The 14,486-nt window shown below is 43.8% G+C and carries 14 protein-coding genes; 4 read left to right on the forward strand and 10 right to left on the reverse strand.

From position 1 onward, the window contains the following. Positions 1-81 precede the first annotated feature (81 nt). Both F7R24_RS13545 and F7R24_RS13550 read right to left on the reverse strand, forming a co-directional pair. On the reverse strand, positions 82-1,080 hold the full coding sequence (locus tag F7R24_RS13545) for an adenosine deaminase (protein ID WP_151671800.1): 999 nt from the start codon (positions 1,078-1,080) through the stop codon (positions 82-84). A 59-nt stretch (positions 1,081-1,139) separates the two neighbouring features. Beyond that, the gene (locus F7R24_RS13550) at positions 1,140-1,616 is read right to left on the reverse strand and encodes an Lrp/AsnC family transcriptional regulator (RefSeq protein ID WP_151671801.1); all 477 of its coding nucleotides are present in this window, start codon (positions 1,614-1,616) and stop codon (positions 1,140-1,142) included. Between the two features lie 167 nt (positions 1,617-1,783). On the opposite strand from F7R24_RS13550, the gene leuA reads away from it, so the two are divergent. Then, a complete protein-coding gene (leuA, locus tag F7R24_RS13555) occupies positions 1,784-3,466 on the forward strand; it encodes a 2-isopropylmalate synthase (protein WP_151671802.1) in 1,683 nt (560 codons plus the stop codon). Here the strand turns inward: leuA and F7R24_RS13560 are convergent. Continuing rightward, a complete protein-coding gene (locus tag F7R24_RS13560) occupies positions 3,434-4,132 on the reverse strand; it encodes a FadR/GntR family transcriptional regulator (RefSeq protein WP_151671803.1) in 699 nt (232 codons plus the stop codon). The genes leuA and F7R24_RS13560 overlap by 33 nt on opposite strands. Positions 4,133-4,219: 87 nt before the next feature. Between F7R24_RS13560 and F7R24_RS13565 the strand changes: the two genes are divergently transcribed. From F7R24_RS13565 to F7R24_RS13575, 3 genes are read left to right on the forward strand one after another with little or no spacing between them, the layout of a single operon-like run. Further along, a complete protein-coding gene (locus tag F7R24_RS13565; RefSeq protein ID WP_151671804.1) occupies positions 4,220-5,020 on the forward strand; it encodes a (Fe-S)-binding protein in 801 nt (266 codons plus the stop codon). A gap of 12 nt (positions 5,021-5,032) precedes the next feature. Continuing rightward, on the forward strand, positions 5,033-6,451 hold the full coding sequence (locus tag F7R24_RS13570; protein WP_151671805.1) for a LutB/LldF family L-lactate oxidation iron-sulfur protein: 1,419 nt from the start codon (positions 5,033-5,035) through the stop codon (positions 6,449-6,451). After that, complete coding sequence (locus F7R24_RS13575; protein ID WP_151671806.1) at positions 6,448-7,110, forward strand: LutC/YkgG family protein; 663 nt, start codon at positions 6,448-6,450, stop codon at positions 7,108-7,110. Before F7R24_RS13570 ends, F7R24_RS13575 begins: the two co-directional genes overlap by 4 nt. A gap of 31 nt (positions 7,111-7,141) precedes the next feature. Here F7R24_RS13575 and F7R24_RS13580 read toward each other — a convergent pair whose 3' ends face one another. From F7R24_RS13580 to F7R24_RS15020, 7 genes are all read right to left on the reverse strand, one after another. Further along, positions 7,142-9,853, reverse strand: coding sequence for a sensor domain-containing diguanylate cyclase (locus tag F7R24_RS13580; RefSeq protein WP_151671807.1), 2,712 nt, complete (start codon positions 9,851-9,853; stop codon positions 7,142-7,144). An 81-nt stretch (positions 9,854-9,934) separates the two neighbouring features. Beyond that, on the reverse strand, positions 9,935-10,351 hold the full coding sequence (locus tag F7R24_RS13585; protein WP_151671808.1) for a YccF domain-containing protein: 417 nt from the start codon (positions 10,349-10,351) through the stop codon (positions 9,935-9,937). Positions 10,352-10,432: 81 nt separating this feature from the next. Further along, positions 10,433-10,684, reverse strand: coding sequence for a TIGR03643 family protein (locus F7R24_RS13590; RefSeq protein ID WP_151671809.1), 252 nt, complete (start codon positions 10,682-10,684; stop codon positions 10,433-10,435). Between the two features lie 82 nt (positions 10,685-10,766). After that, on the reverse strand, positions 10,767-12,146 hold the full coding sequence (locus F7R24_RS13595) for a heavy metal sensor histidine kinase (RefSeq protein WP_151671810.1): 1,380 nt from the start codon (positions 12,144-12,146) through the stop codon (positions 10,767-10,769). Beyond that, positions 12,143-12,820 carry a heavy metal response regulator transcription factor gene (locus F7R24_RS13600; RefSeq protein ID WP_151671811.1) on the reverse strand — a complete coding sequence of 226 codons (678 nt, stop codon included), beginning with the start codon at positions 12,818-12,820 and terminating at the stop codon, positions 12,143-12,145. Before F7R24_RS13600 ends, F7R24_RS13595 begins: the two co-directional genes overlap by 4 nt. A gap of 5 nt (positions 12,821-12,825) precedes the next feature. Then, positions 12,826-13,221: a CopM family metallochaperone gene (gene copM / locus F7R24_RS13605; protein WP_151671812.1), complete on the reverse strand. Its 396-nt coding sequence runs from the start codon at positions 13,219-13,221 to the stop codon at positions 12,826-12,828. An 899-nt stretch (positions 13,222-14,120) separates the two neighbouring features. Beyond that, positions 14,121-14,381 (reverse strand): type II restriction endonuclease, encoded by a 261-nt coding sequence (locus tag F7R24_RS15020; protein ID WP_151671813.1) that lies wholly within the window; start codon positions 14,379-14,381, stop codon positions 14,121-14,123. Positions 14,382-14,486 lie beyond the last annotated feature (105 nt).

Genomic DNA, 14,486 nt, shown 5'->3' on the forward strand with positions numbered 1-14,486 from the left:
GAATGCTGGAAAATAAAAAAGCCGTACAAACCAAGTACAGCTTATGAATATTATACAGACATGAAGTTGAAATTCTAGCATTCACTTAGGATTGGGCTTGCTGTGATCAGTTTCAGCTGACAACCAACTCCCCACAAAACTATTCTTAGCCAGTTGTCGAACATGATCTTCCGTCAAAGGCAATGCATCAATCAAAGCGTTAAAATTATCCATCATATAACCTCCAAAATAGGCTGGATCATCTGAATTCACGGTAACCAACAATCCCATTTCTAATGATCGAAGAATCGGATGATCTGCTACATCCTTAATCACACAGAGCTTTAGATTCGATAAGGGACACATGGTTAAAGGAATTTGTTCTTCGACTAGCCAAGCCACCAATGCGCTATCCTCTAGCGCACGATTACCATGATCAATTCGCTGAACTTTCAATAGGTCTAACGCCTGCCAAACATATTCAGGTGGGCCTTCCTCGCCTGCATGCGCGGTCACACGCAAACCTAGCTCACGACACTTAGCAAATACTCGAGTAAATTTCTCTGGCGGATGACCTACCTCCGACGAATCAAGACCAACACCATCAATAACACTTAACCAAGGCATGGCTAATGCTAATGTCTCAAAAGCACTTTGCTCGGATAGATGACGCAGGAAAGACATAATCAGCTTGAAGCTAATACCTAATTCAGAACGTCCATTGACTAATGCCTTATGTATGCCTTGGATTTGCGTCTCCAATGAAATACCTCGTTCCAGGTGTCCCTGAGGGTCAAAAAAGATCTCGGTATGAACAACACCTTCCTGATGAATACGCTGTAAGTAAGCCCACGTGAGATCATAAAAATCTTGTTCGGTCTGCAGAACCGACATACCTTGATAATAAAGATCCAGAAATTCTTGTAGATTTTGAAATTGATACGCCTGACGAATCTCTTCAACCGAGGCATAAGAAAGCCGAATACCATTGCGTTTAGCCAAGGTAAACATCAACTCAGGTTCTAGACTGCCTTCAATGTGAAGATGCAACTCTGCCTTGGGTAGCGATAAAGCCAATGCTTTAAGTTCAGATTTAGTCATCAAACTTACCTCTTCTGGAAAGTACACTGCTCTGCATTCACGATCCCCGGTAAAGAGATTTAAACATAGCGTAAAGGTACCGCCGTTGTATCAACCACCTTTCTCATAATAAAAGATGACTTAACACCACTGACACCCATAATTCGGGTAATTTTTCCCAACAAGATGTCGTGATAGCTGTCCATATCCGCTACGGCAACTTTCAACTGATAGTCAGCGTCATGCCCAGTAATCAGATAGCATTCCATCACTTCAGGTATTTCTGCGATGGCAGCTTCAAACGCTTCAAATCGCTCAGGAATATGCTTATCCATAATAATATGTAGCATAGCAATCAAGTTTAAGCCTACTTTTCGTTCATTGACTCTAACCACTTGGCGTTCAATGACCCCGGTATCTATTAAATGCTTTACCCGTCTTGAGCAGGGAGCAGCGGTTAATCCAATGCGATCGGCAAGCTCTTGATTAGAGATCGAGGCATCTTGCTGAAGTATCTGTAAAATCTTCACATCGTAACGGTCTAATTCAACATGCATCTTTCAACTACTCCACTTATTTCGCAATTTTTAATAACTATATATAACTTTTGATTCAATTTCATTGCGGAATAAATCTTTTTTAGACACATTTCGCAAAGCTATTGCGCAACAATCAGCGTAAACTATGTTCTATACATCAACGTTTCGATTGACAGGATTTTATTATGTTTGACCATCGCAAATATCGTCCCTTTACCCCAGTGCGCTTGACCGATCGCACTTGGCCGGACAAGCAGATCACACAAGCACCATTATGGTGTAGTGTTGACCTTCGCGATGGTAATCAAGCGCTAATCAATCCGATGAACATTGAACAAAAAACACGCATGTTCACACTATTGGTGAAACTGGGGTTTAAAGAGATAGAAGTGGGCTTTCCTTCTGCCTCTCAGCCTGACTTTGACTTTGTGCGCAAGTTAATCGAAGACGATCTGATTCCTGATGATGTCACCATTCAAGTGCTCACTCAGGCGCGTGAAGATCTAATTTCTCGCACCTATGAATCCTTGGAAAATGTAAAACGAGCCGTTGTGCATGTTTACAATTCCACCTCCACCGTACAGCGTGAACAGGTGTTTGGTTTAGACCGCGATGGTATTAAGCAGATCGCCGTTCAAGGTGCTCGCTGGGTCAAAGAATATTCAGAGCGCTATCCGCAAACTGAATGGCAGTTTCAGTACTCACCAGAAAGCTTTACCGGTACAGAATTAGACTATGCCGTTGAAGTCTGTGATGCGGTGATTGCCGAGTGGCAGCCAGAAACAGGTCGTCGCGTCATTATCAACTTGCCAGCAACGGTGGAAATGTCGACGCCTAATGTATTTGCGGATCAGATCGAATACTTCTGTCGCCACTTAGCGCAACGCCAGCAAGTCATCATCAGCTTACACACTCACAATGACCGTGGCTGCGGTGTTGCTGCGGCAGAATTGGGTGTCATGGCCGGTGCTGATCGTATTGAGGGCACCCTGTTGGGTAATGGTGAGCGTACCGGTAATATGGACATCGTTACCATGGGCATGAACCTGTATTCTCAAGGCATCGACCCCGAACTGGACTTCTCTAATATCAAAGAGATTATCCAAGTGGTTGAATACTGCACCGAGTTGCCGGTTGCCGCACGTCATCCATGGGCTGGCGAGTTAGTCTATACCGCTTTTTCAGGTAGCCATCAGGACGCCATTCGCAAATCGATTAACTATCACGAAAAACATCAATTAACGCACTGGGAAGTGGCTTACTTACCGATTGATCCGCGTGATATTGGCCGCGAATATGAAGCCGTGATTCGCATCAACAGCCAAAGTGGTAAAGGTGGAGTCGCTTTAATATTAGAGCGTGATTATGGGGTGGAATTGCCCAAGTGGATGCACAGTCAAATTAGCCGCGTGGTACAAAACGCCTCTGAGAAAACCGGCAAAGAGATCACTTCTTTACAGATCAAGTCACTGTTTGATGAACATTTCCATGATGCCGTTGCAGGTTGGACATTAAAAGGCTACGACATTCACACCACCGAAGGTGTGGTCAAAGGTCATTTTAATGTCGATGGTCAACAACCACCGTTTGAAGGACAAGGCAGTGGTGCTGTTGAAGCCTTAGTCCATGCGTTAGAAAAACGCTTTGGAGTGCACATTGAGGTGACTCAGTTTGATGAACGGGCGTTGACCCAAGGAACTCATGCCTTAGCCCAAGCCTGTGTTGCGTTGAGCGTTGCAGGCATGACTTACTCGGCTGTCACAATTGCGGAAGACACTTCTGCGGCAACCTTGCAGGCAGTCCTAAATGCATTTGCTCGCAGCCCTGAAGCCAGCTCAACTGGCTTCAAGCAAGCGGCGGGTATATAAAATATGTTCACTGGCTTCCAAGCGCGCTTGCTCTGCATTGCGCGCTTGAATGGCTTTATGAATCTTCTCGTGCTGCCGTCCAATCCCGTCAGGATAACGGCCATAGCGTTTCAGCGTGGTCGATAACACTTCATGAATGGCATTAAAGTAACGCGCATAAAATAACTGGCTAAAGCTGATCAACAGTAGATGATGACTCGACTCTGCGATCATCATATGAAAGGTTAAATCCGCTTTCGCCTTATGCAAGGTAGATTGCCCTCTTCGGCGCTGCTGCATCGCTTGATATTCAATTTTTAACAGGCGTAACTGCTCATCCGTCGCACGCAAGGCACAATAGTAGGCCGCTTCACCCTCTAAGAATGCTCGCATTTCCATCACGTCTAATTGTAGCGCAAGGCTCATCTCCACCGATTTAGGCATCTCCAAATGAGGCTGCAGCAAATTTTGACATCGACTTCTGCCACCCTGGGTGGTTTCAACCAAATTATTTTGCTGCAGAGACTGCATGACTTCTCGAACAGAATTACGTGATAGTTGGAAATCGGATGCCAACTTTCGCTCAGATGGAAGCGAGTTACCGGGTATCAACTCACCCGCTGCAATCTGTTTCATCAGAAACTGCTGCAAACGCTCTTTTGCTGTCAATTGAGGAGGAATCGTCATTTGGTAAGACCAGTTTAAGACTTTGCATTTATTTTAGACGATTTATCACCTATCGTGTATGGATGTGTGACCCTTTGAGGATAGAGCGTGAATACAAATAAGAATCAACCTGTCGTGGGCTTGTTTATCACTTGCCTTGCTGATCTGTATCGTCCAGAAGTGGGCTTTGCCACCATTAAACTGCTTGAACAGTCTGGCTGTAGAGTCGAGGTACCCTCTCAACAAACCTGTTGTGGCCAACCCGCTTTTAATACCGGTGACTATAGCACCAGTGCCGATATTGCCCGTCAAACCATTGCTGCGTTTGATGGCTTTGAATATGTCGTTGCTCCATCTGGTTCCTGCATTGGTATGCTGCATCATTATCCTGAATTGTTTGAAGACAATGACCCATGGAAAGCTCGCGCTGAAGATTTAAAAAAGCGCGCTTTTGAGATTACTAGCTTTCTGGTCGATGTTCTGAAGATCGATGACTTCAAGGTTGATGCAACCGCACCCACGTTTAATGGCAGTGTGACTTATCATGACTCTTGTTCTGGACTTCGTGAACTGGGCATCAAAGCCCAACCTCGCCAATTGCTTGCACAAGTCGACGGTGTCGAGTTAAAAGAGATGGAAGAAAGTGAAACCTGCTGCGGCTTTGGTGGCACATTCTGCGTTAAATACCCAGACATATCCAATCGTATGGTGGGCAATAAAACACAAAACATCGTCGATGCCGGTGCGAAAACCTTACTAGGCGGCGACCTTGGCTGTTTACTGAATATGGCAGGCAAACTGCAACGTGAAGGCCATGCGGTTGAAGTACGTCATGTGGTCGAAATTTTAGCAGGCATGACCGACCAGCCTGCCCTCGGCGAAGCTCAATCATCGGTTAAAGCCGGATAACTGGAGAAAACCATGCAAATTACCAGCCCCGACTTTAAGCAAAACGCGCGTATTGCCCTGCAGGATGTCGGCCTGCAAAAAGCACTGGGTAACGTTAAAACAGGCTTTCCACACAAACGCGCCACTGCCATGGCACGCTTACCCGAATTTGATCAACTGCGTGATGAAGCACGTGACTTAAAAAATCACATCATCGAAAACCTAGACATCTACCTTGAAGCTTTTGAGTCCAAGGTATTAGAGAACGGTGGCCATGTTCACTGGTGTCGCACCTCGGAAGATGCACGTAAAACGATTCTAAAAATTTGCCAAGAAAAGAATGCGCGTACCGTGACCAAAGGCAAGTCGATGGTCACCGAAGAAATCAATCTGAACGAATATTTGGAAGCTAACGGCGTCACCCCGGTTGAAACCGATTTAGGTGAGTATATTTTGCAACTGCGTGGTGAGCACCCCAGCCATATTATCGCACCAGCCATTCACTTAAACCTTGAAGATGTCTCTGAAACCTTCCACGCCAATCACCATAAGCCCAAGTCGATGGACCCAGCGGTACTGATGCAAGAAGCGCGTGAAGAGTTACGCAACAAATTTGTGGCGGCGGACGTCGGTATTACCGGCGCGAACTTTCTGGTTGCCGAGACAGGCTCCAGTATTATTGTGACGAACGAGGGTAATGGCGACCTGACACAGATTCTGCCCAAAACCCACATAGTGGTGACCTCGATTGAAAAAGTCGTTCCTACTTTGGAAGATATGACGTTGTTTTTACGCCTGCTGGCACGCTCTGCTACTGGGCAAGAATTTACCGTGTATAACACGTTATCTACTGGGCCTCGTCGTGAAGGCGATCAAGATGGTCCAGAAGAGTACCATGTTGTTCTAGTGGATAACGGTCGCAGTGAGATGATTGCATCAGAACTGCGAGAGATGCTGCGATGCATTCGCTGTGCTGCCTGTATGAATCACTGCCCTGTTTACGGTGCTGTCGGTGGGCATAGTTATGGATGGGTCTATCCAGGTCCTATGGGCTCGGTACTGACCCCTCAAATGATTGGTATTGAAAAAGGCGCTCTACTTCCCAACGCATCCACCTTTTGTGGCAAGTGTGAATCCGTCTGTCCTGTTCGAATCCCGCTGCCTAAGCTGATGCGCTACTGGCGTCGCAATGAATTTGAAAAACACCTGACACCTAAAGCAGCACGATGGGGTATTGGCGTATGGGGGTTCTTTGCCAAGCGCCCCGCTTTGTATCGACAATTGAGTAGCTTTAGTAATCTTGCACTTAGAACTCTAGCTGGAAAAAAAGCTCGCATAAACAAACTGCCGCTCGCTAGTGGCTGGACGGATGGACGAGATATGCCTGCGCCTAGTGACAAAACCTTTATGCAGCTGTGGTCTGAAAAGCAAAAAAATGGAGCTTCATCATGAGCAAAGCAGAGATTTTAGGTCAAATCAGACGTGGATTAGGTCGCACTGAGCCCAGCGCTGCTGACCGTGATGCTGTTGCATCCAGAATAGCAGCCCATAAAGCGAACTTAATACCGGCTCGCGCACAGATTCCTGAGAAAGAGTGCCAGCAATTATTCATAGATATGGCTCGTGAAGCAGCCGCAGATGTGATCGAATTAAACAGTTTAAAAGCACTGCCCAGCGCCATTGCTGAGTGGCTCGATCAATACTCTATAACAGATCTGGTTGCAGCTGTTGACGCGCCACTACCTGAACTCTGTAAAAAACTGCCTGAAACTATTCATATCCGAACTGGGGTTGCGCAGGCGGGAGATCTCGCCAGTTTAACCACTGCTTTTTTGGGTATTGCTGAAACCGGCACGCTAATGCTGTATTCGCGCCCTGACAGCCCAACCACGTTGAACTTTCTACCTGACAACCACTTAGTGGTATTAAACCGCAGCGACATTGTCGGCGTGTATGAAGAAGCCTGGGCTAAAGTGCGCGAGCTGAACCAAGGCAAGATGCCCAGAACGGTCAATATGATCACTGGCCCATCGCGCAGTGCCGATATTGAACAAAAACTACAAATGGGTGCGCATGGACCTAGGCGCTTGGCGATATTTTTAATCGATTAAATAGACAGTGGCTCACAGGGAAAGAAATACCTTAGTGAGCCACATCATCCGCTAATACTACTCGATTATTACCCTCAGCTTTCGCTTGTTTAAGAGCATCTTCAATCGATTCAATAAACGTTTCAGGGGTAATATCACTTCCCCCTTGATATACACCCACGCCAACACAAGCCGTAAACACCCCAGATTCTGATTTAGGATGAACTATTCCTTGATACTCGATGCCTCGGAGTATATTTTCAGCGAGAATCATTGCATTTTCTGACTCAGTACTGGGTGTGATGATCGCAAACTGACCCACTCCTAAATGAGCCACTAAATCAATAGACGACATAAGCGAGTCATTCAGTACTTTTGCGATCTGCTGCAGTGCTTCCACTCCATCTAGGTCACCAAATAGATCTAGGTAAAGATCAAAATCATCTAACTCCAGTAACATTATTGCCATAGATTGACGACTTCTCTCCGCTCTTGACCATTCTTGAGAAAAAAATCGCTCAAAATAATGCTTATTAGCCATACTCGTGACTGGATCAGAGGTCGACATCTCTTTTAACTGCTGCTCAGTATCGTCAAGCAACTTAGTTTTTTCTTTGAGACTAATTTCTAACGTATCAATAGTTTGCTTAAAAGACTGAGCCATTAAACCCGTCGATCGACGAATATCTTCAAGTTCTTTGAATCGACTTGCGATGGGAGGCTTAACATTCCAATCGCCCGACATGATGCCAGCCAACCAATCATTCAAAGAGTGCATTGGATTGGCAAACCAACGTGTAAGCAGAAGCGTAGTGATCAACATAACACCCCAAAGAAACAGTGTTAATATGACATTTGTTAACAACACACTTCGTGCTGGTGAAACAAGATGACTTTCAGGTAATGCAACGCCAATCGTAAACTGCGGGCCATTAGGTATGTGAATTATCTGCCAATCAATTAAATATCGTTCATTATTAATGTTGATAAACTCAGTACCGAAATTCGACTCAGCTGTTTCAATCCTATTCCCTATATGGCGAATCACAGGATTACTACTTTCAGAGATCGTCACTCTGAGTGTTTGGTTACCACTAAAAAAGAAAGTTGGCTCTGCTGCAGAACTTGCTATTAATTCTAGACTTGGTTTCTCCGCTATAAAAGCAATGCCGTTTAAGCGTGCCATGTAACTTGCTAGAAACTCATCAACCTGAGATAAAGCCACGTCCGCTGTAATCACACCTATCGGTTCCTGCTCGAGTCCCCTTATCACAGCGGACATACCGAATCCAAGGGTGTCGTAAATCCCCTCTAAGTCTTTAATCAAGTATCTATAAATCGGATACCATTGCACCGTGTCTGACGCAATCGCTGACCTAAACCAAGGCCGTGTACGCGCATCAAAATATTCATTTCCGACAGATGATAATTCGCTTCGCTGCCCCAAATCATCAGCTTGATAAATTCTGATGATACGGTCATTAGCAATCGTGGCATAAATGATACGTACAGACCTATCTTCTCCTCTGGGGGGTTGGCTAGCTGCAAAATATTCGCCCTTAACCGTACCAACCGATAAAAAAGTGAGAAGCGGATGTTGACGAAGCTGTAAATGAAAGCTTTGTAACATTTGATCCGGCCTATCAAGATCGATAAGACCTAAACGAAATTGTTCGGCGTTAAAGATCAAAATACGGCTAGGGATGGTAAAGAACTCCTTCACTTTCTCATGCAACTGAGCAGAAATCTCGAATATCTGAGCCTGCTTAAGTTGCTCAGCACTTTTCATAGAAGCTTTATAAGAAAAGATATTGGACATTACGATAATCAAGGTGAACGGAATAATTAAACACAAGCGGATAATACTCTTAAACGTAAAGGTATTATCTGAAACATAATTCGAATCACCATTTTTAAGCAAAGAAGGACGACTTAAATACCTCAACAAAACAAAAATAGTTGTTAAAGTCATAATAATGCCGATAGAGCGTATTAGACCTATGCGAAAAACACTATAGGAAGAAATAACCTTTTCAGAAGCAAGCAACTCCCATTGACCATTTGGTAGATCAATGGTTTGGCTGACATACAAACGCCCTAAATTTCTTGAATTCCCAACAATGTCGACAAATTGCTGACTATCATGAAGTTTTCTTACTGTGATGTTAAAATCTAAAGCAGGATTTAAAAAACCCGTTTCATTCAAGAGACTGTTCAAATCAACAGTCATGGATGTCATACCCCAAGAAATACCTCTTAGGGATTGAACAGAACTGAGCTTATAGGGAGAGCTGATAATAACGCCCACACGACCATTTTGTAACAAACGTATAGGCGCTTCAACGACAGTATTATTGGTGATCAAGGCTAATTGAATAGCTTCAATATGCTCAGGCCTTAGCCTGTAATCTAAATTAATAAGTCTTTCGTTTCCCCGCAAAGGGTACACAAAATCAACAAGATACTCTTTAGATGATGATACACTGGTAACCAAAGGGTTTTTATTAATCCACTCCTCAGCAAAACTAGCCAACATTCTAGTATTTATATTCGGATTATCATTTAATAACCTGGCAAAAAACTCATTGACCTCAATGATAGATTTTAGGCTGGTCTCTAGTTGATAAGCAGGAGTCGCTAGCTGTTCAGATAATTTGTTAAGTGTCACTTTGTCATGTCGTCCACGATCGTATAACTCAACCCCAGCAGTTAATAACAAACCGCTTAGAAGTAAAACAACGACAACAATTAGACTCTTACTCAAACTGACAGTCTCATTTAAAAATAAAAACCATGTATCGAAAAGATGAGTGTAGCAGAATATTTCTCTATCATAGATCTATGATCAATCCCATCGCTGCCTATCGATTTCTACAACCGTTTGGCCGACAGGTGCTAATGCGATCAATGCGAGTTTTATATGCTGAACCCCAAAAGGGATGCCGATAATCGTGATAAAGCACAGCAATGCTGCAGTGAGATGGCCGATGGCTAACCAAATACCTGCAAAAATAAACCAAATAATATTACCTATCAGCCCCAAGCAGCCTGTACCTATGTCATCGGTACCTTTAATCTCTCGACGATTTACCGCTTGTCGACCAAAAGGCCAAAATGCAAACAGACCTAACACAAAACAAGAATGTGCCCAGGGAATTCCAATAATGGTGATCAGTGCAAGCAGTCCTGCTAGCCACCATGCAACCCCCATAACAAAACCACCGAACACAATCCAAATCACATTGCCTAGAAAACGTAGCATTCCAATAACCTTCAGTTCATCCATTTATGATGAAAGTATTTTAAAGGGCTTTCGTATAAATAGGTATGAAGATAGAACAGCTTATCGGTGTTTATACTGTCTTGAACAATAACCACGCTTCACTTCAGGACTGCGTAACTGGAGATGCTTCGTTTTTCGTCCATTGACACGAGACCGCCACAGTCTGAAGCTAGAGGGTTTAAGACTTGATCGCATCATGGATATCACTTCGGGTTCAGACAAACCAAACTGTAACTTTATGGCTTCAAAGGGTGTGCGATCTTCCCATGCCATTTCAATAATACGTGAGTGTTCGTCAGGGTGCTGTTGCATAGCGTATCTCTCGTTAATTTTGTCATTTATTACGACTCAAATCGAAAGTTGGATTTTTTGAAGGTTCTGCAAGCACTTGGGTTTACCGAGGAAAATTTACTGTAAAAGTGGTCATTAACTGGCTAGATTCTACAGAAATTTGACCACCATGCGCTTCAACAATGGAACGAGTGATCGATAAACCCAGCCCTGATCCATCTCCTTGCCTTGATCGGGATGGATCAACACGATAGAAACGCTCGAATATACGTGAAACTTGATCCGAGGGAATGGGCTCACCCGGATTACTGATGGTCAGTCTGACACCGCTGTCTTGTGGGTGAATCTTAATAAAAATCTCACCCCCTGCTGGGGTATGACGGATAGCATTTGATAGCAGATTAGATAACGCTCTTCGCAACATCAGCGGCTCACCGATCACACTCCCCTGCCCCTCAAGAATGAGCGGTAGCTGCTTCTCTTCAGCAAGAGCTTCATAGAATTCGAATAAAGCGCTGACTTCATGTTCCAATCGAACCGTTTGCAAGGGCGTTGGCAGTAGCCCATTTTCCGTTTTCGCTAAAAACAACATATCCGCAATCATTCGTGCTAAGCGATCAAACTCTTCCAAATTGGAATGTAGAACTTCACGATACTCTTCAGCAGATCGCGCACGGGAAAGTGCAACCTGCGTTTCAGTCATTAAGTTAGAAACGGGTGATCTTAACTCATGGGCAATATCATCAGAAAACTCATTCAATCGACGAAATGATGCTTCTAAGCGCTCTAACATACCATTAAATGCTTCCACCAGTTCTTGCATTTCGGTAGGCGCGTCATCGCTCGAAAGACGCTCTTCTAGTCGTTTAGCAGAGAGTCGACGAGCAGTTGAAGCAACTCTGCGGATAGGTGCCAGTCCTTTATGTGCGACAAGCCAACCCAGTAATCCGGCCAGTCCTGTCGCTCCCAATATACCAATACCTAGATAGAGTCTTAGCTGATTTAAAAAATGGACATGATGAGAAATATCTAATCCAATCAACAGATTCATGTCAGATGAGCTGAATGCTTCAATCTTTAACCTAGTGGCTTGGCCAATAAAACGAACGCCCTCTGCTGTCTCCCATTTTAGAAACGAATCCTGAGAATTTTGAAGGTTGTCTTGAATATGACTGAATCTATCGGCGTTTAAAGCATATTGCCATGATGGTTGAGTGACATTAATCAACAAAGCAACGGTATCACGACCTACAAAGGCATCATGAATACGACTTGGCAGTCGTTCAAGCTCATCATCAGAGGTGATTTGACTCATTAAGGTTTCAAGCTGAACCCGTTTTGTTGATAAATCATAGAGATCCAGTTCATCAAAATGAGCTGAGACACTTCGATCGATGAAAATCGCCATCAGTACTAACAAACCACAGGCCATGGAAGCAAACAGAAAGGCTAATCGTGCCGTGAGGGACAAGGATCGCTTCACACCTCATCAACCTCGATAACGTAGCCCATTCCCCTGACGGTCCGAATGAGTTTCGGATCGAAAGGCTCATCCACTTTAGCGCGCAAACGACGAACGGCAACATCAATTACATTGGTATCACTATCAAAGTTCATATCCCAGACTTGTGAAGCAATGAGGGAACGAGAAAGCACTTCGCCTCGACGCCTTAACAGTAATTCTAGTAGGCTGAACTCTTTTGCAGTTAAGTCGATTCTTTGACCGCTGCGAGTGACACGACGTTTGGCAATATCGAGTTCTAAATCCGCAATGTAAAAATTGTCGATAGTTTTACTTTTGCCGCGACGCGATAAACTTCTAATCCTGGCGAGCAGCTCGGAGAAGGCAAAGGGTTTAATCAGATAATCATCTGCACCCATTTCTAATCCTTGCACGCGATCTTCAACCCTATCTCTTGCCGTTAGAAAAAGAATGGGCATTTCCAATTCTGCTCGACGTACCGCTTGAAGAATCCCCCAACCATCGATACCCGGTAACATGATATCCAGCACTAACAGGTCATACTCGCCTGTCAGTGCTAAGTGCATACCATCGATACCGTCTCGGGCCAGATCAACCACAAAACCCGCTTCGCTCAATCCTTGACGAAGATAGTCTCCGGTTTTATGTTCATCTTCGACAATCAGTATTTTCATTTAGATTAATCAAGCCCTCTTTCGGCAAGCCAGCGACGCATCATTTCGATCTCTTCCTCTTGTGCTTCAACAACAGCTTCAGCTAAAGCACGTATCTCTGGATCACTACCATGCTCTAACACCACTTTGGCCATCTCTACTGCACCTTCATGGTGGGGAATCATACCACGAACAAAATCGATATCTGCATCACCTGTAAACTCGATACTCATGGCAGAATGCATTTGATCGTTAATCGCTTGGTACGCGGCTACAGAAGCAGAGACTGACTCTTGAGTTGGGCTACTGCCATGATGCCCATGGTGACCATGATGCCCTGCTTGCTGATGGCTGCCTGCAAAGACATAAAATGCCGCTGTTGATGCGACCAATAATCCACCTAATATAAGTACTTTACGCATGACGAACTCCTTATTGAATAGTTTCACATTCATATTAGTCGTTCACGTCTTTCTGAAACATGACGGGTAGATTACATTTTTGTCATTTCGTGCTTTGTGAAGTTTGATTAGTCCATCGCACTGCTGGGTTTTCGGTAGGTATGTGGAATCGAAGTTGGCATAAATTTTTACCCCAAGTGTCACCGTTAAGTGGCACACCAGAGAGCAATCATGTAGTCTTCGATAAAGTTTGACGTAACTTATTGATTAATAAGTAAGTGGCGGTCAGGGAGGGACACTGTTTATCCATCCATACTTCAGGCCATTTTTGCCAAACTTATCGATACCATACGCCTCTGATGTCATTTATAAGAGTCACCATAAAGAAAGAAATTCATATCGTCAATGGCCTATAATTTCTGGCAAGAGATATTGAAAAATTGATTTAAATAACCGAAAAAACATATTATTTTCAATATATTAACTAAAAAATACGACTATTAAATTGTTTTAATTATCAAATTTTGGACTTGATCAAGGGCCGACAAAAGTGTAATGTCTTTGTTTTTGTTAGGATTTTTCAGACATTAACGGAGTTTATTGTGAAAAAAGCCATAGGATTGATTGCAGGTGCTTTAATTATAACCGGATGCAATGGCAACCCTCCATCAAGGACATTTTGGTATCAAGATGGCATAAGTTTTCATCAGGCACAGAATGCACATGCTGAATGTGAGTTCAAAGTTGGCATGAACAAAATTGAAAGTGTTTCTGAAAGGAATAATCTTGTTAATAGTTGTATGACTATGCAAGGGTACAGATGGGGTCGATATCCTAGTCAGTAATTCACAATTATTCAGATGTAGCATGATTTTTTACAGTCACCAATCATGCTACTTACTATTTAGATTTAAATTTCTTTAATTTATCTGCCTTTCCAGTACATACGACGAGAAGTCGGAAACAGACAGAAGCCAAGCTTTCTGTTCCTCTAGATACGAATCATGTAGCGCTTTAGGAATAACCAATTGCAGCTGCTTTGATTGCATCTCGTCTGTTTGACTTTTACTTATTGCTGCTTCTAGGGTTAAAAGATGTTTTTTCTTAACTCTATCTGCTTCGGCAAGCACTTGCCTCCATCGATCCTTACAGGACGACTGTAAGTGCCAATAAATCAGCACTCTACCCCTAGCTGTACTGAGTCACTTTTTTTGAAGCTTTCTCAAGCGGAGCATTCCATGGCAAGAGTTGTTCGAGTTTCTCTAGCGTATCGGCTTCTGCGATGT

The sequence above is a fragment of the Nitrincola schmidtii genome (assembly GCF_008973715.1).
In the GTDB taxonomy this organism is placed as follows: Bacteria; Pseudomonadota; Gammaproteobacteria; order Pseudomonadales; family Balneatricaceae; genus Nitrincola; species Nitrincola schmidtii.